General features: G+C 63.7%; 19 protein-coding genes. 10 read left to right on the forward strand and 9 right to left on the reverse strand.

Annotation, left to right across the window (positions count from 1 at the left end; translation table 11 throughout):
• Window positions 1-128: 128 nt before the first annotated feature.
• Entirely contained in the window at window positions 129-458 is a 330-nt protein-coding gene (locus AC3WLF_RS19510) for a DUF1484 domain-containing protein (RefSeq protein WP_492358669.1), read from the forward strand.
• A gap of 148 nt (window positions 459-606) precedes the next feature.
• On the opposite strand, the gene AC3WLF_RS19515 is transcribed toward AC3WLF_RS19510, so the two are convergent.
• Window positions 607-1,509 (reverse strand): aldo/keto reductase family oxidoreductase, encoded by a 903-nt coding sequence (locus tag AC3WLF_RS19515; RefSeq protein WP_492358670.1) that lies wholly within the window; start codon window positions 1,507-1,509, stop codon window positions 607-609.
• A gap of 113 nt (window positions 1,510-1,622) precedes the next feature.
• On the opposite strand from AC3WLF_RS19515, the gene AC3WLF_RS19520 reads away from it, so the two are divergent.
• The gene (locus tag AC3WLF_RS19520) at window positions 1,623-2,531 is read left to right on the forward strand and encodes a LysR family transcriptional regulator (protein WP_492358671.1); all 909 of its coding nucleotides are present in this window, start codon (window positions 1,623-1,625) and stop codon (window positions 2,529-2,531) included.
• A 153-nt stretch (window positions 2,532-2,684) separates the two neighbouring features.
• Here the strand turns inward: AC3WLF_RS19520 and AC3WLF_RS19525 are convergent, their stop codons facing one another.
• The gene (locus tag AC3WLF_RS19525) at window positions 2,685-5,327 is read right to left on the reverse strand and encodes a bifunctional diguanylate cyclase/phosphodiesterase (protein WP_492358672.1); all 2,643 of its coding nucleotides are present in this window, start codon (window positions 5,325-5,327) and stop codon (window positions 2,685-2,687) included.
• A 315-nt stretch (window positions 5,328-5,642) separates the two neighbouring features.
• Window positions 5,643-6,449: a YdcF family protein gene (locus AC3WLF_RS19530; RefSeq protein WP_492358673.1), complete on the reverse strand. Its 807-nt coding sequence runs from the start codon at window positions 6,447-6,449 to the stop codon at window positions 5,643-5,645.
• A gap of 200 nt (window positions 6,450-6,649) precedes the next feature.
• Here AC3WLF_RS19530 and AC3WLF_RS19535 point away from each other — a divergent pair, with 200 nt between their 5' ends.
• The 3 genes from AC3WLF_RS19535 to AC3WLF_RS19545 all read left to right on the forward strand — a co-directional run bounded on the left by AC3WLF_RS19535 (window position 6,650) and on the right by AC3WLF_RS19545 (window position 8,067).
• A complete protein-coding gene (locus AC3WLF_RS19535) occupies window positions 6,650-7,078 on the forward strand; it encodes a hypothetical protein (protein WP_492340219.1) in 429 nt (142 codons plus the stop codon).
• A 76-nt stretch (window positions 7,079-7,154) separates the two neighbouring features.
• Window positions 7,155-7,418, forward strand: coding sequence for a hypothetical protein (locus AC3WLF_RS19540; protein ID WP_492358674.1), 264 nt, complete (start codon window positions 7,155-7,157; stop codon window positions 7,416-7,418).
• A 112-nt stretch (window positions 7,419-7,530) separates the two neighbouring features.
• Entirely contained in the window at window positions 7,531-8,067 is a 537-nt protein-coding gene (locus AC3WLF_RS19545) for a hypothetical protein (protein ID WP_492358675.1), read from the forward strand.
• A gap of 170 nt (window positions 8,068-8,237) precedes the next feature.
• Here the strand turns inward: AC3WLF_RS19545 and AC3WLF_RS19550 are convergent, their stop codons facing one another.
• Entirely contained in the window at window positions 8,238-9,182 is a 945-nt protein-coding gene (locus AC3WLF_RS19550; RefSeq protein ID WP_492358676.1) for a LysR family transcriptional regulator, read from the reverse strand.
• Between the two features lie 118 nt (window positions 9,183-9,300).
• Here AC3WLF_RS19550 and AC3WLF_RS19555 point away from each other — a divergent pair, with 118 nt between their 5' ends.
• Together AC3WLF_RS19555 and AC3WLF_RS19560 are read left to right on the forward strand one after the other, a co-directional pair.
• On the forward strand, window positions 9,301-10,692 hold the full coding sequence (locus AC3WLF_RS19555) for a 2-hydroxycarboxylate transporter family protein (RefSeq protein ID WP_492358677.1): 1,392 nt from the start codon (window positions 9,301-9,303) through the stop codon (window positions 10,690-10,692).
• Window positions 10,682-11,686 (forward strand): alpha/beta hydrolase family protein, encoded by a 1,005-nt coding sequence (locus AC3WLF_RS19560; RefSeq protein WP_492356893.1) that lies wholly within the window; start codon window positions 10,682-10,684, stop codon window positions 11,684-11,686. Before AC3WLF_RS19555 ends, AC3WLF_RS19560 begins: the two co-directional genes overlap by 11 nt.
• A gap of 232 nt (window positions 11,687-11,918) precedes the next feature.
• Here AC3WLF_RS19560 and AC3WLF_RS19565 read toward each other — a convergent pair whose 3' ends face one another.
• The 4 genes from AC3WLF_RS19565 to AC3WLF_RS19580 form a co-directional block, all read right to left on the reverse strand.
• Window positions 11,919-12,254 carry a hypothetical protein gene (locus tag AC3WLF_RS19565; protein ID WP_492358678.1) on the reverse strand — a complete coding sequence of 112 codons (336 nt, stop codon included), beginning with the start codon at window positions 12,252-12,254 and terminating at the stop codon, window positions 11,919-11,921.
• A gap of 485 nt (window positions 12,255-12,739) precedes the next feature.
• The gene (locus AC3WLF_RS19570) at window positions 12,740-14,047 is read right to left on the reverse strand and encodes an MFS transporter (protein ID WP_439668448.1); all 1,308 of its coding nucleotides are present in this window, start codon (window positions 14,045-14,047) and stop codon (window positions 12,740-12,742) included.
• Window positions 14,048-14,170: 123 nt separating this feature from the next.
• Window positions 14,171-15,103 carry a 3,5-dioxohexanoate:acetyl-CoA acetone transferase gene (kce, locus tag AC3WLF_RS19575; RefSeq protein WP_492356894.1) on the reverse strand — a complete coding sequence of 311 codons (933 nt, stop codon included), beginning with the start codon at window positions 15,101-15,103 and terminating at the stop codon, window positions 14,171-14,173.
• A gap of 74 nt (window positions 15,104-15,177) precedes the next feature.
• Window positions 15,178-15,960: an SDR family oxidoreductase gene (locus tag AC3WLF_RS19580; protein ID WP_492358679.1), complete on the reverse strand. Its 783-nt coding sequence runs from the start codon at window positions 15,958-15,960 to the stop codon at window positions 15,178-15,180.
• A gap of 96 nt (window positions 15,961-16,056) precedes the next feature.
• Here AC3WLF_RS19580 and AC3WLF_RS19585 point away from each other — a divergent pair, with 96 nt between their 5' ends.
• Window positions 16,057-16,839, forward strand: coding sequence for a GntR family transcriptional regulator (locus tag AC3WLF_RS19585; RefSeq protein ID WP_492321528.1), 783 nt, complete (start codon window positions 16,057-16,059; stop codon window positions 16,837-16,839).
• Between the two features lie 196 nt (window positions 16,840-17,035).
• Here the strand turns inward: AC3WLF_RS19585 and AC3WLF_RS19590 are convergent, their stop codons facing one another.
• Window positions 17,036-17,683, reverse strand: a complete 648-nt coding sequence (locus tag AC3WLF_RS19590) for an IclR family transcriptional regulator (protein WP_035823737.1) — start codon at window positions 17,681-17,683, stop codon at window positions 17,036-17,038.
• A 97-nt stretch (window positions 17,684-17,780) separates the two neighbouring features.
• On the opposite strand from AC3WLF_RS19590, the gene AC3WLF_RS19595 reads away from it, so the two are divergent.
• Together AC3WLF_RS19595 and AC3WLF_RS19600 are read left to right on the forward strand one after the other, a co-directional pair.
• Entirely contained in the window at window positions 17,781-18,758 is a 978-nt protein-coding gene (locus tag AC3WLF_RS19595; protein WP_492358680.1) for a Bug family tripartite tricarboxylate transporter substrate binding protein, read from the forward strand.
• 44 nt (window positions 18,759-18,802) lie between these two features.
• The gene (locus AC3WLF_RS19600) at window positions 18,803-19,678 is read left to right on the forward strand and encodes a TauD/TfdA dioxygenase family protein (protein ID WP_492321526.1); all 876 of its coding nucleotides are present in this window, start codon (window positions 18,803-18,805) and stop codon (window positions 19,676-19,678) included.
• The last annotated feature ends 21 nt before the right edge of the window (window positions 19,679-19,699 follow it).

A 19,699-nucleotide genomic window follows, 5' to 3' on the forward strand; every position in this document is an offset into this window, starting at 1 on the left:
CGGGCTGCGGCGGGGGAGCCCTTCGGGCTCGCCGGTGGTACGTGCCGGTCTGTCAACCCTGCCTCGTGCTCGCCCACCCGATTGACAGCGGACGACGAGCCTCCACCATCTACGTACCGGAGGTCGTAATGACTAGCACCACCCCAGCTCCCCAAGAGCCCACCCTCGCCCAAAAACAAGCGCAACTAGCCGAAAACCTGGCCAAAGCCGACCGCGCTCAATTCCGCCGCCAAGCCAAAACCACCCCGCCCCCACCCAGCAAGGCCGTCACCCTCGAGGACCACATTCTCGAAGTCACTGACGACATCCTGCGCGTCAGCGCCGGCCTTCAGTCCGCCCTGACCTTGCTGGACCTGCAGAGCGACAGCATCCCCGAATGCATCGGCCTCCACGCCCTGCTTTCGCCGCTCAGGCAACAGCTCATCGAAAGCGCCGATCGCCTGCAGGCACTTATCTAACGAAGGGCAGGCCCGCGCGATGCGGGCCTGAAAGCAAAACGGCGGGAGCCAACTGGCCTCGCGCCGTTCTGATTCTGGCACTGTGAAGTGCCGCAAGCTGAAGCCTCAATACCTCCTCAAGATCCAGCCGCTGCTCCCCGCCAGGGACTCACGCAACCGCATGCCCGCGCACTGCTCCGCCAATCGCATCCAGCTCCGCCAGCACGGCATCCGTCAACTCAACCTCCCCCGCCTTCAAGTTCTCCCTCAAATGCCCCACCGACGAAGTCCCCGGAATCAACAACACATTCGGCGCCCGATGTAGCAACCAGGCCAGCGCCACCTGCATCGCCGTGGCCCCGATCCCTTCCGCCACCTTTGACAACCCCGCCGACTGAATCGGCGTGAACCCGCCAAGCGGAAAGAACGGTACGTACGCAATCCCCTGCTCCGCCAGTTCATCCACCAGCGCATCATCCCCGCGCTGCACCAGGTTGTACTGGTTCTGCACACAGACAATCGGCGCAATCTTCCGCGCCTGCGCCACCTGCGCCGATGTCACGTTGCTCAGCCCGATGTGGCGGACCAGTCCCTGCCTTTGCAGCTCGGCCAGCGTAGTGACCTCTCTTTCGATCGAGCCTTCCGTCGGCGCATGGATATCCCCCATGAGCCGCAGGTTGACGACATCCAGCACCTCCACACCCAGATTGCGCAGGTTGTCATGGACCGCTTGCCGGATGGCCTCCGGCTCAAGCGCCGGCAGCCACGAGGCGTCTTCGCCGCGGCGGGCGCCTACCTTGGTGACGATCACCAGGTCATCCGGGTAAGGATGGAGGGCTTCGCGGATGAGCTGGTTGGTGATGTGCGGGCCGTAGAAATCACTCGTATCGATGTGGTTCACGCCGGACGCGACGGCTTCGCGCAGCACGGCGATGGCTGCGGCACGATCCTTCGGCGGTCCGAACACGCCGGGCCCGGCCAGTTGCATGGCGCCGTAGCCCATGCGGTTCACGGTGCGGCCGGCAAGCGTGTAGGTGGTGGCGGGACGGTGCGGTTGGTACGTGGGGGACATGGCGCTCTCCTTGATTCGGTTTGGCTGAACAGGTGGCGCCAGTATGTTTGGCGTTGCAGTGTTTGATAATCCGGCCTAGATTGAATGGGTTGTTTCAAATTTTGAACACTGACATGGAATTCAATGATCTGGCCGCGTTCGTGTCGGTGGCCCGCGCCGGGGGCTTTCGGGATGCGGCGCGGATCGGCGGCGTTTCGGCGTCTAGCCTGAGCATCGCCGTGCGCCGCCTGGAGTCGAAGCTGGGCCTGCGCCTGCTTAACCGCACCACACGCAGCGTCGCCCCGACCGAAGCGGGGCTGCGCCTGCTTGAGCGGCTCACGCCGCTGTTCAGCGAGATGGAGTCCGCGCTGGACGTCCTGAACGCCTTCCGCGACAAGCCATCCGGCACGCTCAAGCTGAACGTGCCATCGAGCGCCGCGTGGACCGTGTTGCCGGCCATCCTCCCGCCGTTCCTGGAGACCTACCCCGACATCCGCGTAGAGCTCGTGGTCGAGGATGGATTCGTCGACGTGCTGGCCATCGGCTGCGACGCAGGCATCCGCTACGAAGAGCGCCTTGAGCAGGACATGGTCGCCATCCCGATCGGGCCGCGCGTGCAACGCTTCGCGACGGCGGCAACGCCTGGCTATCTCGACCGGCATGGCAGGCCGGAGCACCCGCGCGATTTGCTCTCCCACGTCTGCCTGCGCGCGCAGTTCGCCGGTGGCGCCACGCCACCGTGGGTGTTCGAGCGTAATGGGGAGGAGTTGCGGTTGGATCCTCCGCACCGGTTGCTGATCCGGCCTGCCGCGTCTATCGACCTGGCGATCAGTACGGCGCTGGCTGGCGTTGGGGTGATCCACATCTTCGAGGGGAAGCTGCGGCCGTATCTCGAAAGCGGGGCGCTGGAGCCGATTCTTGAGCCCTGGTGGCAGAAGTTCTCAGGGCCGTTTCTTTACTATCCGGGGCGAAGGCACTTGCCGGCGCCGTTGCGGGCGTTTGTGGATTTCCTGAAGACCAGCGCAGAGGCATTGCACCCCTAACGGCTGTTCTCCTTTCTGCGCCAGATCGACCAGAGCGCCGACTGCCTGCAGGCGTTTGTCTGACGAGAGACAGGCCCCACGCAACGCGGGCCTGAAAGCAAATCGGCGCGAACTGGCTGGTCTCGCGCCGTTCGCATTCTGGTGCGGTGGCATTCAAGTCACTGCGCTCACATAGGCCTCGAACGCGCTGGCCTCCACCGGCGGACAGAAGAGGTGGCCTTGCCCGTAGTCGCAGCCGGCAGCCAGCAGGATGTCGCGCTGCGACTCGGTCTCGACGCCCTCGGCAATCACGCGGATGCGCAGCGCATGCGCCATGCTGATGATGGCGCGGCACAAGGCCACGTCGTCCGGGCCCCGCGTCAGCGAGCGGACGAAGGACTGGTCGATCTTGATGTAGTCAATGTCCAGGCGCCGCAGGTACGACAAGGACGAGTAGCCGGTGCCGAAGTCGTCGAGCGCGATCTCGATGCCGGCCGCCTGGAAGCGGGAGAGCTGGTCCATGACATCGGCGTTCTGCTCCATCAGCGAGCCTTCGGTGATCTCGATGACGAGGCTGCCCACCGGCACGTTCCTGCGCTCGATCATGCTGGACCAGGACTCCGGCCCGCTCGCAGGCGCGCAGAACTCCACTGGTGATTTGTTGACCGAGATCTGGAAGCCCTTGCCCAGCAGCACCTGCCAGCGCGCAAGCTGGTCCAGCGCTTCGGTCAGCACCCAGCGGCCGATGTCGATGATGAGGCCGGTTTCCTCCGCAACGGCAATGAAATCGGCCGGGCGGATCGGCCCGCGCACCGGATGGTCCCAGCGGATCAGGGCCTCGGCCTTGCAGACCTTGCCCGTGTTCAGATCGACAATGGGCTGGTAGTGCAGCGCGAACTGCCCGGACGCCAGCGCCGTGCGCAGGTCCTGCGTGATGCGCAGGCGCTCCCTCTCCGCCTGCAGCAGCGCCTGGGTGAAGACCTTCCAGCGATTGCGGCCCTCCTCCTTGGCGGCAAACATCGCCTGGTCGGCGCACACCAGCAGGGCCTCGGCGTTGTCGGCATCCTTGGGCCAGGTCGCCACGCCGATGCTGGCCGACACCACCACCAGCTCGCCGGCCAGGCGGTAGGGCGCGGCAATCCGCTCCAGGATGGCCTCGGCAATGTCCCCGGCAACGCCGGCATCGCCCACCGCGGGCAGGATCACGGTGAACTCGTCGCCGGCCAGCCGCGCCACGGTATCCGACGCGCGCACCGATGCCGCAATGCGCCGCGCCGCCTCCAGCAGCAACAGGTCGCCCTGGTCGTGGCCGAGGGTATCGTTCACTTCCTTGAAGCGATCCAGGTCGATGAACAGCAGCGCCAGCACATCCTGCGTGCCGCGCGAACGCTCGATCTCCTGCCTCAGCCGGTCGAAGAACAGGCGGCGGTTGGGCAGATCCGTGAGCGCATCGAAATTCGCCTGGTGCCGGATGACTTCCTCCGCCTGGCGTTTCTCGGTTATGTCATGGATCAGCGCAACGCGGCGGCGCTCGCCATACGCGTGGGCCAGGTAGGTATCCACGGTCAGATAGGCGGGAAACTCGCTGCCGTCCTTGCGGCGGATCGAGAATTCGCCGCTCCATCTGCCCTTGGCTGCCACGGTGGCCCGCAGGCGCTCGACCAGCCCTGCCGCATTGCCTGCCCCGCTGACGATATAGCCCGGGCGGCCCTTGACCTCCTTGGTTGTATAGCCAGTGGCGGCGGCGAAGGCCGGATTCACGTCGATGATGGTGCCATCGAGCGACGTCACCACCATGGCCTCGCTGCTGGATGAATAGACCAGCGAAGCCAGCTTCATCTCCTCCATATGGCGCCGTCGCTCCCCCATGGAGCGGCGCAGGCTGTAGTACAACAGGCCAAGCAGCAGCGTGGAAGCCATGGCACCGGCCAGGGCAACGCGGCGATAGACCTCGTAGGGCGCCAGCACCAGGCCGACCGACTCGCCCACCACGAAATTGAGCCCGAACTCCGGCAGACGGTAATAGCCGAAGACCCGCTCCACGCCTTCGGAGCCCGACACCGCCCGATAACTACCAGACTGGGGCGACCCGCTGGCGAGGTATGGCCTGTTGCTGACCGCCCTGGCCAGCGTGCCCTCCATGGCCGGCACGCGCGCAATGACCTGGCCGGAAGTCTTGATGACCGACGCCACTTTGCCATCGCGGTTGGTGAACGACTGCGCAAAGCTGGCGAACTGCTCCGGACTGACCGAGACCACGATGACCCCGTCGAAGCTGCCCGCGCGCAGGATGGGGCGCGTGAACTGGATCGACCATTTGCGCGAGACCTTGCCCTTCACCGGGTCGCTGATGAACAGCATGTCGCGCCCGCCCGCGTTCTGATGGACCCGGAAATGCTCGCGCTCGCTCAGGTCGACCTTCTGGCCGGGCACGGGCGGGGCGATGGACGAGTAGATGAGCAGGCCATGCTTGTCGATCACCGACACCTGGAACGACAGGTCCACCACCAGGTTTTCCCGCTCACGCACCATGTCGATGAATCCCGGCTGGCCGACCAGCCAGCTGGCCCGCAGGTCGAGGAGGAACTCGGACAGCCGCAGGATGCTGGATTTCGAGTACGCGCCGAACGCCTGGGCCTGCGCCTGGGTACGCTCCGCCGCGTCGTGCAGCAAGCGGTCCCGCTCGCTCACGAGCTGAAACGCCGCGAACGCCCATGTCGCAATCAGCCACGCCGCCGCCGCCAGGTTCAACGGGGAGAAGAGCTGGTGCAGGCGCTGCAGCGCCTTGCCATATCGGGTGGTCGAGCGTTCTGGCATCAAATGGGTATCGCAACGCAGCGAAGAGTCGACATCGATAGCAGGCTAGTCGAGGTCAGCGAACCCGACAAGCTGCACGCACCCTAGTCCCGTGCTCACCGCGCGGAGCCGGGCCAACGTGTGCCGAAAGCGGCACGTCGCGATCATGCCCCGCTCGACTCGTGGGCACGTGGGCGACTATGTGCCATTCCGGCCTGATTGACGCCCCCCAAAAAGGGGGCTAAGGCATTTTCGCCACAGACATTTCGGCGCCGCTGTCGGGGCCAGGGCGCATACGGCGATAGCCTGATGTCGCTGCGGCGGGCTGCGCAGGAGTCAATACTCCCTCAACACCCATCCACTGATCGCGGCGAAGTATTCACGGAGCCAGGCGTTATACCGAAGGTAGAGCGGCGTTCCAGCCCCGACTCCGGCGACCTCCCCGAATCCTGCCTTCCGGGCAATCCGCACCGCCCGCTGTACATGGAAATCGCTGGTCACCACCACAATGGGATCGGTGGCGGCGACGCCCTGCTCTTCAAGCAAGCGCCGGCTGAACGCCAGGTTCTCCCCCGTGCTGGTACTACGCCCTTCCCGGATGACCCTGTCTGCTGCGACCCCACGGGCGATCAGATACTCAGCCATGATGTCGGCCTCCCGGCACCGCAGCCCGAAATCCTGCCCACCACTGACCGCAACCTTCGCCTGCGGCCATTGCTGAGCCTGTTTCAAGCCCTGATCAAGCCGCGCAACCAACGTTGGCGAAGCGACGCAGTTTGGTGTGCCGGAGCCGAGGATGATGATTGCGTTTGCCGGGAAGCTTCCTGGGATGGCGGCTTCGGTGTTGCGGTGAATCTTGTAGAAGAAAACGGCCACTGTCGCCAGCCAGACTGCGAACGCGATCCATCCTGCTTGCCATAGTTGCTGGCGGCTTCGGCTGGTTGCTCGCCAGTGCGCGACGCGGGGCCATTGCCATGCCAGGAGCAGGAATGATGCGCCGATGCAGCCTGGCAGGACGATGCCGAAGTTGAAGAGGCCCAGGGTCGTCAATGCGATGGCATCGGCAAGAAGGACGGTGCCGGATAGCGCGAGGCCGATGCGGCGCCAGCGCGCGCTTGTGTTCATTTCCTGCATTGCGGTCATTGAGTATTTGGGAGAGCGCCGTGACGCGAAGCGATGCATGTGCTGACCTCGCGCGGCGGCCAGCAACATGCGGCGCAAATTGTACCGGCGTCCGCGTGCGGAAGAAGGGCAACTTTAAGGATTGCCTTAGGGACGCGCGCACAAGAGTTCGATACATCTTGGTATTTGCCAGAGCTGTGCGTGGCGCCGGACTGGAGACCATGATGAGGCACTTCATCGCGCTCGGAGTACTGTTGTTCACGACTACGTCGGCCAATGCATGCCGACCGCCCTACCTGGAGTACAGCGCTGTATTCGAGCCCGGCTCAGCCACGCTATCCGGTGCGGAGGTTAAGCGCCTTGCCGATTGGCGCATCAATTCCCGTCGCACTTTTCCAGCCGGGTACACCGTCTACATGTACCTGCGTCAGAACGAAATCCTCGGTATTCCACGCCAGCTTGCCGAAGCGCGGGCGCGTTCAATGACAGGCCTACTTGAACACCTCGGAATCAACAAGAAGGACATCGAGAGGCCAGAAGTACGTTCCACCGCGAGTGGGCATGTCGCTTCTGAAGAGGAGGGAAGATTCTTCAATGAAGCAGGCATCTCAATCAACCCCCGTTGCCCGCACGTCTGCTGTGAGGGCTAAGACTGTGCAAAGGACTCTGACCTCGCGTTCGCGCGTCAAGTGGGTGGCGTCAGGCGTGCTTCTGGCGGTAATGGCAATGGTCGCGATTGACGCCTGGCAGGCATGGCATTCACCCGAGCACTATCCGTTTGGCGCAGAGGGGCCGGTGGCAAATCTCTGGGCGTACCAGTCGCAGCGACGCTACCTGATTGCAGCAGGGCTTGCGCTCGCCGCTTGTGGCCTCGCGATGATGGGGATCTGGTTGCGCCGCGTGCCGAGACGGCTTCGCTGGCTAAGTGTTGCACCACTTGTCGTCATGGTGGTGATTACGGTCTATGAGCGGCTCATTGAGTTCGAATGAAAACCCAGCTTATGGCATGCAGATGTCTGGGGGGAACGATCTTTTGGCGCTATGGCCAAGACCGGCGTACTGTCACTCGCGCCAAGGAATACAAATGATACGAACTACTCTAGTGCCTCTCATCCTCGCGCTTTCGGTTTCCGCTCACGCGGAACAGGTGCCTGAGGCCATCATCGACAGTTGCCTACTATTCGATAGATCGTCTGACACTTCGATCTCGATCAGCCCAATTGAAGGGGATGCGAATCTGATAGACGAGGTTACGGAGTCTGGCTACCAGCTGTTTACCCCTGGAGGTGATGACAGCAACAAGCTTCGGATTGGCTATGCAACCAGCAAGCGCGGAAGCAACGACTACATCTTCGTCGGGCCGCGTCGCGGATTCATCAAGCGAGCGGTTGCTGTGCAAAAGCTTCAGCCCGCGAGAGTTGAGGAACCGAGCCTTGCCGCTTATGCAGTGCTACGTGAGCACGGGCGCCGGTATGTGTGTGTGATGGAAAGCAACGGAAACGGCAGCGCCGCTTTCGTGAGGTCAGCCTTCGTGGGCCGAATCCCACCGTCGAAGAACGCTACCTTGAGGCTGTTCTACAAGGTGGCAGACGTGAAGAAGTTCAAGGCATACAGTGAGGGGCCGAAACAGATGCCTTGATGAAACGAGGCATCACTTTCGCGATGCTGCTGTTCATGGCGGCGCCGGCCGTTGCCTGCAGGCCGCCGTACATGGGGTACAGCGCTGCTTTATGGGTGGTTATGGATAGTTATGGATGCAATGGGAGGCTGCATTCGCACTATCCCAGGCCCGCCATTCACGGCGGCGCATCAGGGATTGCCCGCTCCGGCGGTCTTCCAAATGCCGGTATCTATCAAGGTTTTGGCCTCCGCAACCAATTCCGTGACAACGGCGCGGACCGCCGGGTCTGCCATGCGTGCGCGCCGCTGTCCCAGGCATACGGCGCGCGCAATAGGCGGATCGATCATGCATGCCACCAGCGTCCCTTGCTGAATCTCCCGTACCACCGCACTCCTGGCGAGAACGCTGAACATGCGACCGGTTTCCACCAGTCGTATCAGCCGTTGGCCGGCGTCAATTTCGACGCGAACGTCGAGCGACACGTTCGCCCGCGCTGCATGGGCCTCCAGCGTCGACCGAATGGCATGCAGACGCGACGGCATCACGAGCGGATATCTGTCCAATGTCCTTGCCTGCACCGTGCTTGTGTCTGGTAGCGACCCTGGCCGGCCTACCAGTTGCATGTCCTCGCTGGCGATGGGCTCGCATTGCACTTCCGGCGTCGCGGTCCGGTCAAACACCACCGCCAGATCAAGCTGTCCTTCTGATAGCCAATTCCACAGGTAGCCGGAGAACGTTTCTACCAGGCGCAGGCGAATTTTCGGGTAGCGCATGGAGATGCGTTCGACCAGAGGCAGGGCGAGTACGGCGGCGGATGAGGAAGGCAGACCCAGGGAAACGTCGCCGCCAGGGTCGGCGGTGCACTGCTGCAGCTCCTGGAACGTGGACTCGACGAGATTCACGATCTCGTACGCGCGCCTCAGCAGGCGTTGTCCCGCTTCGGTCGGCGTGACCCCGCGAATGCCTCGCGTCAGCAACACCGTCCCCAGCACATCCTCCAGCCTGCTCACGGTGACGGTCAATGCCGGCTGGGCGATCCCGAGCCTGCGCGCGGCGGCCGTGATGCTGCCCTCTTCGCAAATTGCGATAAAGGCGATCAGGCGAGGGATGTCCAGTTTGCGGGCGTTCTGCATAGGTTGCCATAGTACGAACTTATGCCCTCCAACAAAACAGATATTGGACGGCACTGATGATGCGCCACAGACTACGGACCCAGAAGCCGCTACGTCATGCGGCCGAGTTCATGAACAGATGGAGGAGGACATCGTGCTACCAGATCATCTTTCCCAGTCAGCCGCAGAGATCTCACCGGTCTCTGCGGCCGAGCCGCGCGTGGCACCCACGTCTGCGCTGCGTGCGCAATGGTGGCGCCTGCTGGATCGCCGAATTGGCGTTGTACCGTTGCCGGTATATCTCGCGCTGCTGCCGATCGTGGTGTGGTTCGCCACCATTGGCAAGGTGCCATCGGATCTCACGATGGCGATCGCCGTATTGTCGTTGGGTGGGTTCTTCTTCATGGAACTCGGTCGCCGTGTGCCGATGCTCAGCCTGATGGGCGGCGCCGCGATTCTTGCGTTTGTGGTGCCATCGGCGATGACCCATTACGGCCTGATTCCGCCTTCGCTTGCGCTATCGATCAAGGCGTTCGTCAAGGCATCCAACTTCCTTTACCTCTATGTCGCGGCCATCGTTGTCGGCAGCATTGTGAGCATGGACCGGGAGGTGCTTCTCGGTGGCTTCCTGAAGATCTTTGTGCCGCTGACAGTCAGCTCGGTCGTCGCGGGTGCGGTCGGGACACTGACCGGCATGGCGATGGGGCTGGATGCCTACCGGGCATTCTTTTTTGTCGTCGTTCCCATCATGGCCGGCGGACTTGGCGAAGGTGCGATCCCGCTTTCCATGGGTTACGCGATGATTACCGGACAGCCACAATCGGAGTTGTTTGCGCAGATCATTCCGGTGGTCATGCTCGGCAGCTTTACGGCAGTGTTGCTGTGCGGACTGCTCAATGCACTGGGCAAACGCTTTCCGCATCTCACAGGAGAAGGTGTGCTGCAGCGGGGCCCGCAAACTAAGGCGAGCGAGAAGGCGACGTCCGCAACGGCTCCGGCGTTCGATCCGGTCAGCCTTGCCGGAGCCATGGTGACCATCGTCGTGTTCTATCTGATCGGCGTGTTGGTCCAGGGGGTTCTGGCGTTTCCGGCGCCGATCACCATGCTGTTCCTGATCGTCGCGGCCAAGCTTGGTCGTGCCATCTCGCCCGCGCTGGAGCAAGGCGGAAAGGGCGTGTATCAGTTTTTCTCCGGCATCGTTACCTGGCCGCTGCTTTTTGCCCTGGGCGTCGCGCTGACGCCGTGGCAGGAGTTTGTGAGCGCGTTCACGGTGCCGACCGTCGTCACGGTGTTTGCCACGGTCGCGTCGATGATTGCCAGCGGGTTCTTTGTGGCGCGCTTCGTGGCTATGTATCCCATCGATGTGGCGGTCGTGACCGGTTGCCACAGCGGCCAGGGAGGCGCCGGAGACATCGCCATTCTCACCGCGGCGAACCGGATGCAGCTGATGCCGTTTGCGCAGATTGCGACCCGCATCGGCGGCGCCATTACCGTAACGTTGGCTCTGATTGCGATTCGCCATGTCTACTGATTTCCCGATCGATGCAACAAGGCCCATCGCGCTCAGGGCAGTGCGCGGCTTTCATGTCGGCGGACGGCCAGTCGACGTGGCCGACCTGCCGCATCGGCAGCTTGCCACGGTACCGGGCGTCCAGCCGCGCGTCTCCAACCCGAACGGGCGTTATCAGGTGGGACAGCTCTATGTCCAGCAATTCGCCCTGGCAGCGCCCACGGCCAGGTATCCGCTGCTGATGTGGCATGGCGGCGGCATGACCGGTGCCACCTGGGAATGCACACCGGATGGTCGTCCGGGTTGGCATGACTATTTCATGCGCAAGGGATACGACACCTTTGTGAGCGACGCGGTGGAGCGTGGCAGGGCTTCCTGGGCGCCCGCCTGCCTGGTTTCGGAAATGCCGGAGCACCGAACGCTGGAGCAGGCGTGGGACATCTTTCGCTTTGGTCCGGTGGACGGATATGACGCTGCTAATGGGAAGCGCCAGGCCTTCCAGGGACAGCGGTTTCCGGTACACGCGCTGGACGAGCTGGGCAAGCAGTTCGTGGCGCGATGGACCAGCACAGGCGACATGGCGTTGGAGGCCTATGTGGAACTGATACGACGGGTTGGCCCGTGCACGATCCTCGCGCACAGCGAAGGCGCACGCCTGGCTCAGCATGCCGCGCTGTCGGTGCCTGAACTGGTAAAGGGACTGATCCTCGTTGAACCCGCCGGTGCGCCATCGACAGCAGTGGAGGATGCAAGCCGACTGCGCGGCATTCCTCACTGTGTGTTGTGGGGAGACTATATTCCGCAGAACTCGTTATGGACGATATATCGCCGGCAGGTAGACGAGTGGTTGTCGGCCGTGCAGCAAGCGGGGGCGGGAGTTACTGAATTTGACTTGCCCGCCATGGGTATCCGCGGGAATTCGCATCTGCCGATGATGGACGACAACAACTTGCTTATTGCCGGGCTCGTCCACGAATGGATCGGCGGTGCGGTGGAAGGCGGCATGTCCGGCTGAGTGCGCAAGCGATGCGCGAAGCCCATGCTCGATGTCGCGTGTTCGGACCTGACTCTTAGTGTGCTCTTTGGCCATCAGCCGGTGTCCATCGGAGCTTCAATACTCCTTCAACACCCACCCGCTAATCGCCGCGAAATACTCACGGAGCCAGGCGTTATATCGAAGGTGGAGCGATGGCATGCGTGATGAAGAGGCGGCCACGATCTTGTGCGCCATGCTTGCCAGTGACCGGTTAGAGGTCGAGTCGAGTGCCGTCGAATGCCATCAATGCCCAGGTGATGAGCACCGGCAGCCCACACAGCCAACGTAGCAAAGTGCTGCGCGTCTGCGCAAGCAACGCCCAAATTGCAAGTGAGCACCCGAGCAAGAAGGCGATGCACGATAGCAGATAGTTCGTCTGTGATTGATACGCCCACATTGCCGCAGCGGGTTCTTGGCTGCGGAATGGATACTCTTCAGGGGCTGTCCAGGCGCCCCATATCTCTACCAGCATCAGCACGGCAAAGAGTCCGAGGATGCTGGCTGCGGCAGCTCTAATAGCGAACTTCCGGTTCCATGTCTTTGGCATAGTACAAAAACTCTTTGGCAAAGGAATTCATCGAACCGGTGAGGTCAATGCAACCTGCTGAGCCATGGTAGCTTCTGCCGTGGATCGTGAAGTTGCTTCGGCCAAACACGTTGGTCCCTGCGTGTAGCCGCAAACCGATGCGCCGTGTGCCCCAGGCTGTTGTACAGCCAGGCCATCGGCCGGCCTTGATGTTGATGAGCCGGAGAAGGCAAGCGGCTCGGTTGAAGACACTTGTATCTTCCCAGCGCTGGAAGTCATCCTGACGTGCGGTGTACAGGCCTTCAGGAAGGGGGCCGACGTCCCTGGTGCCCTGATGCTCTTTGGTCTGGTAGCCAGGGCGCCCAGACACTGCTGGCCAACGCATCTGTACTTCGCCGCTCTCAATCCATTGAAGGGATCTGCCATCGAAGAACAGCTTGGCCCTGCGCCAGTGAATTTCGCGCTCGTGACAGGCAGCGGGTCTGCCCAGACCGCTTTACAGCCCGTCAGCGTTCCTGCCCCTGGCGCAGAAACGGAGCCACCGCGCAGGCAACCAGCAACAAGCCCGCCATGATCACCAGACCATTGCGCGTACTGCCAGTCGCCTGTTCGATGATGCCCATCACCGACGGTCCGATGAACCCGCCCACCAGCCCGCAGGTATTGATAAGGGCCAGTCCGCCCGCCAGCGCCACCCCCTTCAGGCGAGACGACGGGAACAGGAAGACGATCGACTGCACCACGAAAAACATCAGCGCGGTCAGCGAGAAGCCGACTAGCGCCATCACCGGGCCTGCGAAGGCGGCAATCAGCAGGCCGCCTGCCATCACGACCAGCCCCAGGCAGAGCAGGCGGCGGCCGCGCCGTGGGGTGTTGGCATGTCGGGGCAGCCATGCGGCCCCGATGGCGGCGGCTATCCAGGGCAGGGAATTGAGCAGCCCGATTTCCACGGGCGTGAGCTTGCCGTAGGTGCCGATGATGCCCGGCAGGAAGAAGATCACCGTGTAGATCGAGATCTGATGGCAGAAGTAGATGAAGATCGCCAGCCAGACCTGCGGATCACGCATGGCGCCCAGGAATGAGTGGCCGCCTTTGCCGGCGCTGGCATCGGCGGCTTCCGCGGCCAGCCGGCTGCGGACTTCCTGCGCCTGGGCTGGCGTCAGCCATGGCGCGCTGTCCGGACCGTCGGGCAGCTTCTTCCAGACCACCGCGGCCAGGAACACCGCGGGCAGGCCTTCCAGCACGAACATCCATTGCCAGCCCTTGAAGCCCCACATGCCATCCATGCCCAGCAGGGCGCCGCCCAGCGGGCCGCTGACGATGTTGGCGATGCAGACGCCGAGCAGGAAGTAGCCCACTGCCCGCGCGCGATCCTCGCGGCCGAACCAGTACGTGAGATAGAGCATCACGCCGGGAAACAGCCCCGCCTCGGCCGCGCCCAGCAGCACGCGCATGATGTAGAAGGAGGTCTCGCCCTGGACAAAGGCCATCGCCGCGGACAGCAGGCCCCACGTCACCATGATGCGTGTGATCCAGAAGCGCGCCCCGACCCGATGCATGATCAGGTTGCTCGGGATTTCCAGCAAGGCATAGCTGAGGAAGAACAGACCCGCGCCCAGGCCGTAGGCCGCGGCCGAGATGTTCAGGTCGACCGCGATATGGGTCTTGGCGAGTGCAATGTTCGTGCGATCGAGAAAGCTGATCACATAGGACAGCACCAGCAAGGGCATGAGCTTGCGGAACAGTAGTGCGGTCAGCGGGCGGTCTGTCGGCGCGGCCAGCGGCGGCGCGCCCGAGGCGGGTACGGTCTGCATGTGCGTAGTCTCCATCGGCGGATATGGCGCCACGCCCTGGGGCCGCGCGTCAGCCGTTCTGCCTGGTTGATGTCTTCAGTGTTCGATGGTTGGGCGGGGCCGGGCCGTGGCGGCCCCGCCGGTTCAGAACGCGGTGCCTGCCGCGCCCTTGAGGGCGAGGATGTCGCGGGCTTCGTCCGGCGTGGCCACGTCGATGTTCAGCGCTTCAAGCACGGTCCGGATGCGCGTGACCTGCTCGGCGCTCGATGCCGCCAGCTGGCCCGGACCGATCCAGAGTGAGTCCTCCAGGCCAACGCGCACGCTGGCGCCCATGGCCGCGCCGATGGTCGCCAGCGGCATCTGGCCGCGGCCGGCGCCCAGGATCGACCAGCGGAACTGATCGCCGAACAGGCGCCGGGCGGTGCGGTGCATGTGCATCAGGTCCTCGGGATCGGGGCCAATGCCGCCCAGGATGCCGAAGACGGATTGGATGAACACCGGGCCACTGACCAGGCCACGGTCAAGGAAGTGCCGCAGGTTATACAGATGGCTGATGTCATAGCACTCGAATTCGAAGCGCGTGCCGTTGGCATTGCCGATGCGCAGGATGTTCTCGATGTCCTGGTAGGTGTTCTTGAAGATCAGGTTGCGGCTGTTCTCCAGGTGTTCGCGCTCCCAGTCGTGCTGGAATTCCTTGAAGCGGTCGAGCATCGGGAACAGGCCGAAGTTCATCGAGCCCATGTTCAGGGAGGCCAGTTCCGGCTTGAAGGTCGTGGCCGGCAACATGCGTTCTTCCACCGTCATGTGTGGGCTGCCGCCGGTGGTGATATTGATCACGGCGTCGGTCTCGGCGCTGATCCTGGCCAGGAACGGGCGGAACAGCTCCGGGTCCTGCGACGGGCGTCCGTCCTTCGGGTCGCGGGCGTGCAGGTGCAGGATGGCGGCCCCTGCGCGCGCCGCGTCGATGGCGGCGGTTGCGATCTCGTCGGCGCTCACCGGCAGGTGGGGCGACATGCTGGGCGTGTGGATGGCGCCGGTCGGGGCGCAGGTGATGATGGCTTTGGCTCGCTTGGCCATGGTGATTCCTTGGTCGGGTGTTGTCTGGCTGCGGGCCGCGGATGTCCGATGGCCCCCGGAATGCGCAGGGCGCGCTAGCTGAGCGCCTGGGTCAGGCCGTCCACGACCATTTCCTGGCCGTGCACATTGGCCGCCTGGTCGCTGCAGAGAAATCGCACCATGTTGGCGATGTCGCGCATCGTCACCATGCGGCCCAGTGCCGCCTGCGACGTGTAGCTGCGCGTGACTTCCTCAAGCGGCTTGCCGAGCGACCCGGCCTTCGCGGCAATGACGGCCCGAATACGCGGGCCGTCGACCGCACCGGGCAGCACCGTGTTCACACGGATGCCATCCGCGCCCAGTTCAAGCGCCAGCGATTTGGTAAAGCCCACCACGGCCCATTTCGACGCGGAATAGGCGGAACGGCCCGGCATGCCGAGATGCCCGGCAGCGGAAGACAGGTTGACCATCGACGGCGAGCGCCCTTGGCGCAGGCGCGGCACCGCGGCGCGGGCGCACAGGAACTGGCCGGTGATGTTGACGGCAAGCGTGCGCTCCCAGTCGGCCAGCGACAGGGCTTCGATACCGCCAGTCGGGCCGGCAACCCCGGCATTGTTGACGAGCACATCCAGGCCGCCAAAGGCGCCATCCACGGCCTGGAACAGCGCCTCGACGTCACTTTCCTTCGACACATCGGCCCTGACTGCCACCACGCCGGGCAACTCCGCACAGACACGTTCGAGGCTGTCGCCAGCCACGTCGCAAACCGCAACGCGGGCGCCCGCCTCCACCAAGGCCCGCGTGATCTCCAGGCCAATGCCGTCCGCGCCAGCGGTCACCAATACGCGTTTGCCGGCGAGCGATTCATCCTTCCACATGATTCCAATCCTCCTGGGAACAGGCCGATGCCTGCCTTCCGGACGAAGATTAAAACTGTGATCACAGATCAAATATAGAGAATAACCCTATGTGCTATGCTTCGCGGCATGACCCTGAATGACCTTGTGACGCCCCTTGTCCGCCAGACCCTCAGCCGCGACGTCTACACGCAGCTGCGAGACCTGCTGATCAGCGGCCAGATGATGCCGGGCGAGCAGATTTCCCTGCGCAACATTGCTGCCGCACTGGGCGTCAGCGTCATGCCGGTGCGGGAAGCGGTGCATCGCCTGGTTGCCGAGCAGGCACTTGAGCTCACGCCAAACCGTGCACTGCGGGTACCGAGGATGAGCGTCAGCCAGTTCGAGGAAATCACCAAGATCCGGATCGAACTGGAAGGGCTCGCCACCGCGACCGCGGCAGAGCGCATCAGTGATGAGGAACTGAAGCAGGTACAGGCACTGCACCGCCGGTTTGCCGACGAGATGTCGAAGCGCAATCCCGACGGCGCGGATGTCATCGCCGCGAACCAGGCCTTTCACTTTGCCGTGTACGCGGCGGCGCGCATGCCGATCCTGCTGCAGATGATCGAGTCGCAGTGGTTGCGCATCGGCCCGATCCTTAACCACGACCTTCGCTCCGGATCGCGCCGCGTGGAAGAGCGCGTCGCGGTCAAGCATCACGACAATCTGATCGAAGCGCTGCGCAGGCATGACAGCGCGGCGGCATGTGCGGCGCTGCGCGGGGATATCGAGAGCGCGGCGGCCTATATTGTCTCGGCGGGGGTGTTGGTCAACACGGAGAGGGCCGAGGATGCGGCGGCCACGCTGGTGCCCGTGAAGCGGGCTGTGAAGGCGGGGCGTGCGGGGGTGAAGGGCTGATCAGCGCGGAAGACTTGAAGAAGGTCAAGGCATTGAATGGGGGCTGAAATCGATGCCGCTAGGAAGCGAGCCATCCCCCCTCGATGCTGCTGTTCGCGGTGGCGTCGGCCGGGAAGCGCCGACCGTGGTAGTACAGAGGTAGCCGTTAGCTGTCATGCATTCAGGCCATCGTGATCGATGCCTGCATTCCCGCCCCTCAAGCCGGCGCCAACCCAATCATCCGGCTAACATTCCCCGCAGCGCGCTGCAGCGCCGGCACCATCTCCTCCCTGATCCGCGCAGGCGTAGCCTCGCCCATTGACGTAGAGATCCCAAGCGACAGCTGCCTGGACCCCACCGCAGGCAGCGGCACGGCAATCGACATCTGATTGCTTTCCGGATATTCCAGCTCGCTCCATTCGCCGACCGGCAGGGCAAGGGCCATCGCCAGCGCGCTGCCTGGCGGCAGCACGCTGCCTACCCGCAAGTTCATGACCACCAGCCGGCGCCGCTCGGCCGGGGCCATTGCGCGTCCGACGATGATGACGCCTTCGGGGTTTATCTCCCCCAGGTTCGCCGTGCCGGAATAGGCGTCGGCCAGCTGCTGCAGGTGCTCCTGCACCGCCTCGGTCACGCCCAGGCTTTCCATCGCGGCAAATCCGATCTCGAACACGCGCGTGGTGAGCCGCCACTGGTTTGCCTCGCGCGCCACGTAGCCCTCTTCCTCCAGCGTCAGCAGGAATCGCAGCACCGTGGGGTGGGGCAAGTCCACCGCGCGTGACAGCTCGGCCAGGGTCGGACGGCCGTTCTGGCGGAACGCTTGCAGGATGGCTAGACACCTGAGGATTGATCTATTACTCTTCATCCGTTCACTACGTGTAATGTACGTTCACTAGATGAACAATATAAACCAAGAAAGCGTGGGCGGCAAGCATTCTCGCTGCTCCACCACAGGAGACAACATGAAGCGCCCCATTCTCAGTGCCGCGCTGGCCTGCGCGGCTGCAATCATGCCCGGGTCTGCCGCCTGGGCCAGCGATGCCTGGCCGAGCAAGCCGATCAAATGGGTTGTCCCTTACCCGCCCGGTGGATCCACCGACATGCTGGCGCGCATCGTCGGCCAGAAGCTGGGGGAACGGCTCGCGCAACCCGTGGTGGTGGAGAACAAGCCAGGCGCCGGCGGCAATGTCGGCACTGACTACGTGACCAAGCAGCCGGCCGATGGCTACACCATCGTGATGGGCAATATCGGCCCCATCGCTATCAATCCCTCGCTCTATCCCGACCTGCCGTACAAGCCGGGCAAGGATCTCGCGCCGGTGACCATGCTGATGGCGGTGCCCAACCTGCTGGTCGTGAATACGGCACTGCCGGTGCATTCCGTGAAGGACCTGATCCAGTACGGCAAGCGCCAGGCTACGCCGCTGACCTATGCAACGCCGGGCGCCGGCACCTCGCTGCACCTGGCGGGCGAGCTGTTTGCCAGCACCGCCGGCGTGCGCATGACCCACGTTCCCTACAAAGGCAGCGCGCCGGGGCTGAACGACACCGTGGCGGGCCATGTTCCGGTGATGTTCGACAACATGCCGTCGGCGCTGCAGCTGGTGAAGTCCGGCAAGCTGCGCGCGCTGGCGATCACCGGGGCCCAGCGTTCGCCGCTGCTGCCCGATGTGCCCACCATGGCGGAAGCCGGCCTGCGCGGCTATGAGATTGCAGGCTGGTTCGGCGTGCTGGTGCCCGCAGCAACGCCCAAGCCCATCGTTGCCCGGCTGGATTCAGAGCTGGAAGCGGTGCTGAAGATGCCCGACGTCCGCAAGAAGATCGATGAGATGGGCGGCGTCATCTCCGGCGCCGGGCCGGAGGCGTTCGGTGTCTTTATCGACGCGGAAACGCAGAAGTGGCGCGCGCTGGTGCGTAGCGCCCACATCACCGTCCAGTAACCCACGCAGTCGCTAACACGCTTTAAGCAAGGAGAACGCAAGCCATGTCGCAATACCGTTTCATCGATGTCCAGCCCATCGCGGGCGCCCTCGGTGCGGAGATCAGTGGGGTAGACCTGTCCCAGCCGGTGCCGGACGAGACGTTCGCAGAGATCCGCTCGGCGCTGCACAACCATCAGGTCATCTTCTTTCGCGACCAGCAGTTGACGCCGGACCAGCACAAGGCGTTCAGCGCCCGCTTCGGCGATTTGCTGGAAGTGCCGTTCGTCCGCGCGCTGGAAGGCCACGCTGAAATCCTGCCGGTGATGAAGGGCAAGGCAGAGCAAACCAAACGCAACTTCGGCGGTGCCTGGCACACGGACATGAGCTATGCAGAAATCCCGCCGCTGGGGTCTGCCTTGTATGCGCGCGTGATTCCGCCCTACGGTGGCGACACCATGTGGGCCAGCATGTATCACGCGTACGACGCGCTTTCCGATGGGCTAAAGCTGGTGATCGACAAGTTGCGCGCGGTGCATAGCCCCGTGCGTTCCTATGGCGCCAGGGGCGCCGTGGTCAACAACGGCGACCCCGCCCACAAGATGGACGTGCGTACCGACGACCGCGCCAACAGCGAGGTCCTCCATCCGGTGGTGCGCGTGCATCCCGCCACGGGCAGGAAGGCGCTGTACGTCAACAGCACCTACACCATGCGCTTCGAGGGCATGACCGAAGAAGAAAGCGCGCCGCTGCTGCAATACCTCTACGCCCACGCCGCCCGCCCCGAATTCACCTGCCGCTTCCGCTGGACCCGCGGCGCGCTGGCCGTGTGGGACAACCGCTGCACGCAGCATCTGGCGATGAACGACTATGACGGCTTTGACCGCGAGCTGCATCGCACAACCATCGCCGGCGACCGCCCGGTCGGCGTGGCAGCCTGAGCGCGCCGCTGTTCGCCTGGT

The sequence above is a fragment of the Cupriavidus sp. FW306-01-F10A genome (assembly GCF_058782785.1).

What these genes read in the sequence shown, in the direction of transcription:
- AC3WLF_RS19565 (WP_492358678.1), bottom strand. Translation starts at nt 12,254, where the DNA reads ATGCCAAAGACATGGAACCGGAAGTTCGCTATTAGAGCTGCCGCAGCC.
- AC3WLF_RS19570 (WP_439668448.1), bottom strand. Translation starts at nt 14,047, where the DNA reads ATGCAGACCGTACCCGCCTCGGGCGCGCCGCCGCTGGCCGCGCCGACA.
- AC3WLF_RS19510 (WP_492358669.1), top strand. Translation starts at nt 129, where the DNA reads ATGACTAGCACCACCCCAGCTCCCCAAGAGCCCACCCTCGCCCAAAAA.
- AC3WLF_RS19555 (WP_492358677.1), top strand. Translation starts at nt 9,301, where the DNA reads ATGGAGGAGGACATCGTGCTACCAGATCATCTTTCCCAGTCAGCCGCA.
- AC3WLF_RS19585 (WP_492321528.1), top strand. Translation starts at nt 16,057, where the DNA reads ATGCTTCGCGGCATGACCCTGAATGACCTTGTGACGCCCCTTGTCCGC.
- AC3WLF_RS19550 (WP_492358676.1), bottom strand. Translation starts at nt 9,182, where the DNA reads ATGCAGAACGCCCGCAAACTGGACATCCCTCGCCTGATCGCCTTTATC.
- AC3WLF_RS19515 (WP_492358670.1), bottom strand. Translation starts at nt 1,509, where the DNA reads ATGTCCCCCACGTACCAACCGCACCGTCCCGCCACCACCTACACGCTT.
- AC3WLF_RS19530 (WP_492358673.1), bottom strand. Translation starts at nt 6,449, where the DNA reads ATGACCGCAATGCAGGAAATGAACACAAGCGCGCGCTGGCGCCGCATC.
- AC3WLF_RS19590 (WP_035823737.1), bottom strand. Translation starts at nt 17,683, where the DNA reads ATGAAGAGTAATAGATCAATCCTCAGGTGTCTAGCCATCCTGCAAGCG.
- kce (WP_492356894.1), bottom strand. Translation starts at nt 15,103, where the DNA reads ATGGCCAAGCGAGCCAAAGCCATCATCACCTGCGCCCCGACCGGCGCC.
- AC3WLF_RS19535 (WP_492340219.1), top strand. Translation starts at nt 6,650, where the DNA reads ATGATGAGGCACTTCATCGCGCTCGGAGTACTGTTGTTCACGACTACG.
- AC3WLF_RS19525 (WP_492358672.1), bottom strand. Translation starts at nt 5,327, where the DNA reads ATGCCAGAACGCTCGACCACCCGATATGGCAAGGCGCTGCAGCGCCTG.
- AC3WLF_RS19520 (WP_492358671.1), top strand. Translation starts at nt 1,623, where the DNA reads ATGGAATTCAATGATCTGGCCGCGTTCGTGTCGGTGGCCCGCGCCGGG.
- AC3WLF_RS19560 (WP_492356893.1), top strand. Translation starts at nt 10,682, where the DNA reads ATGTCTACTGATTTCCCGATCGATGCAACAAGGCCCATCGCGCTCAGG.
- AC3WLF_RS19600 (WP_492321526.1), top strand. Translation starts at nt 18,803, where the DNA reads ATGTCGCAATACCGTTTCATCGATGTCCAGCCCATCGCGGGCGCCCTC.
- AC3WLF_RS19580 (WP_492358679.1), bottom strand. Translation starts at nt 15,960, where the DNA reads ATGTGGAAGGATGAATCGCTCGCCGGCAAACGCGTATTGGTGACCGCT.
- AC3WLF_RS19595 (WP_492358680.1), top strand. Translation starts at nt 17,781, where the DNA reads ATGAAGCGCCCCATTCTCAGTGCCGCGCTGGCCTGCGCGGCTGCAATC.
- AC3WLF_RS19540 (WP_492358674.1), top strand. Translation starts at nt 7,155, where the DNA reads ATGGTCGCGATTGACGCCTGGCAGGCATGGCATTCACCCGAGCACTAT.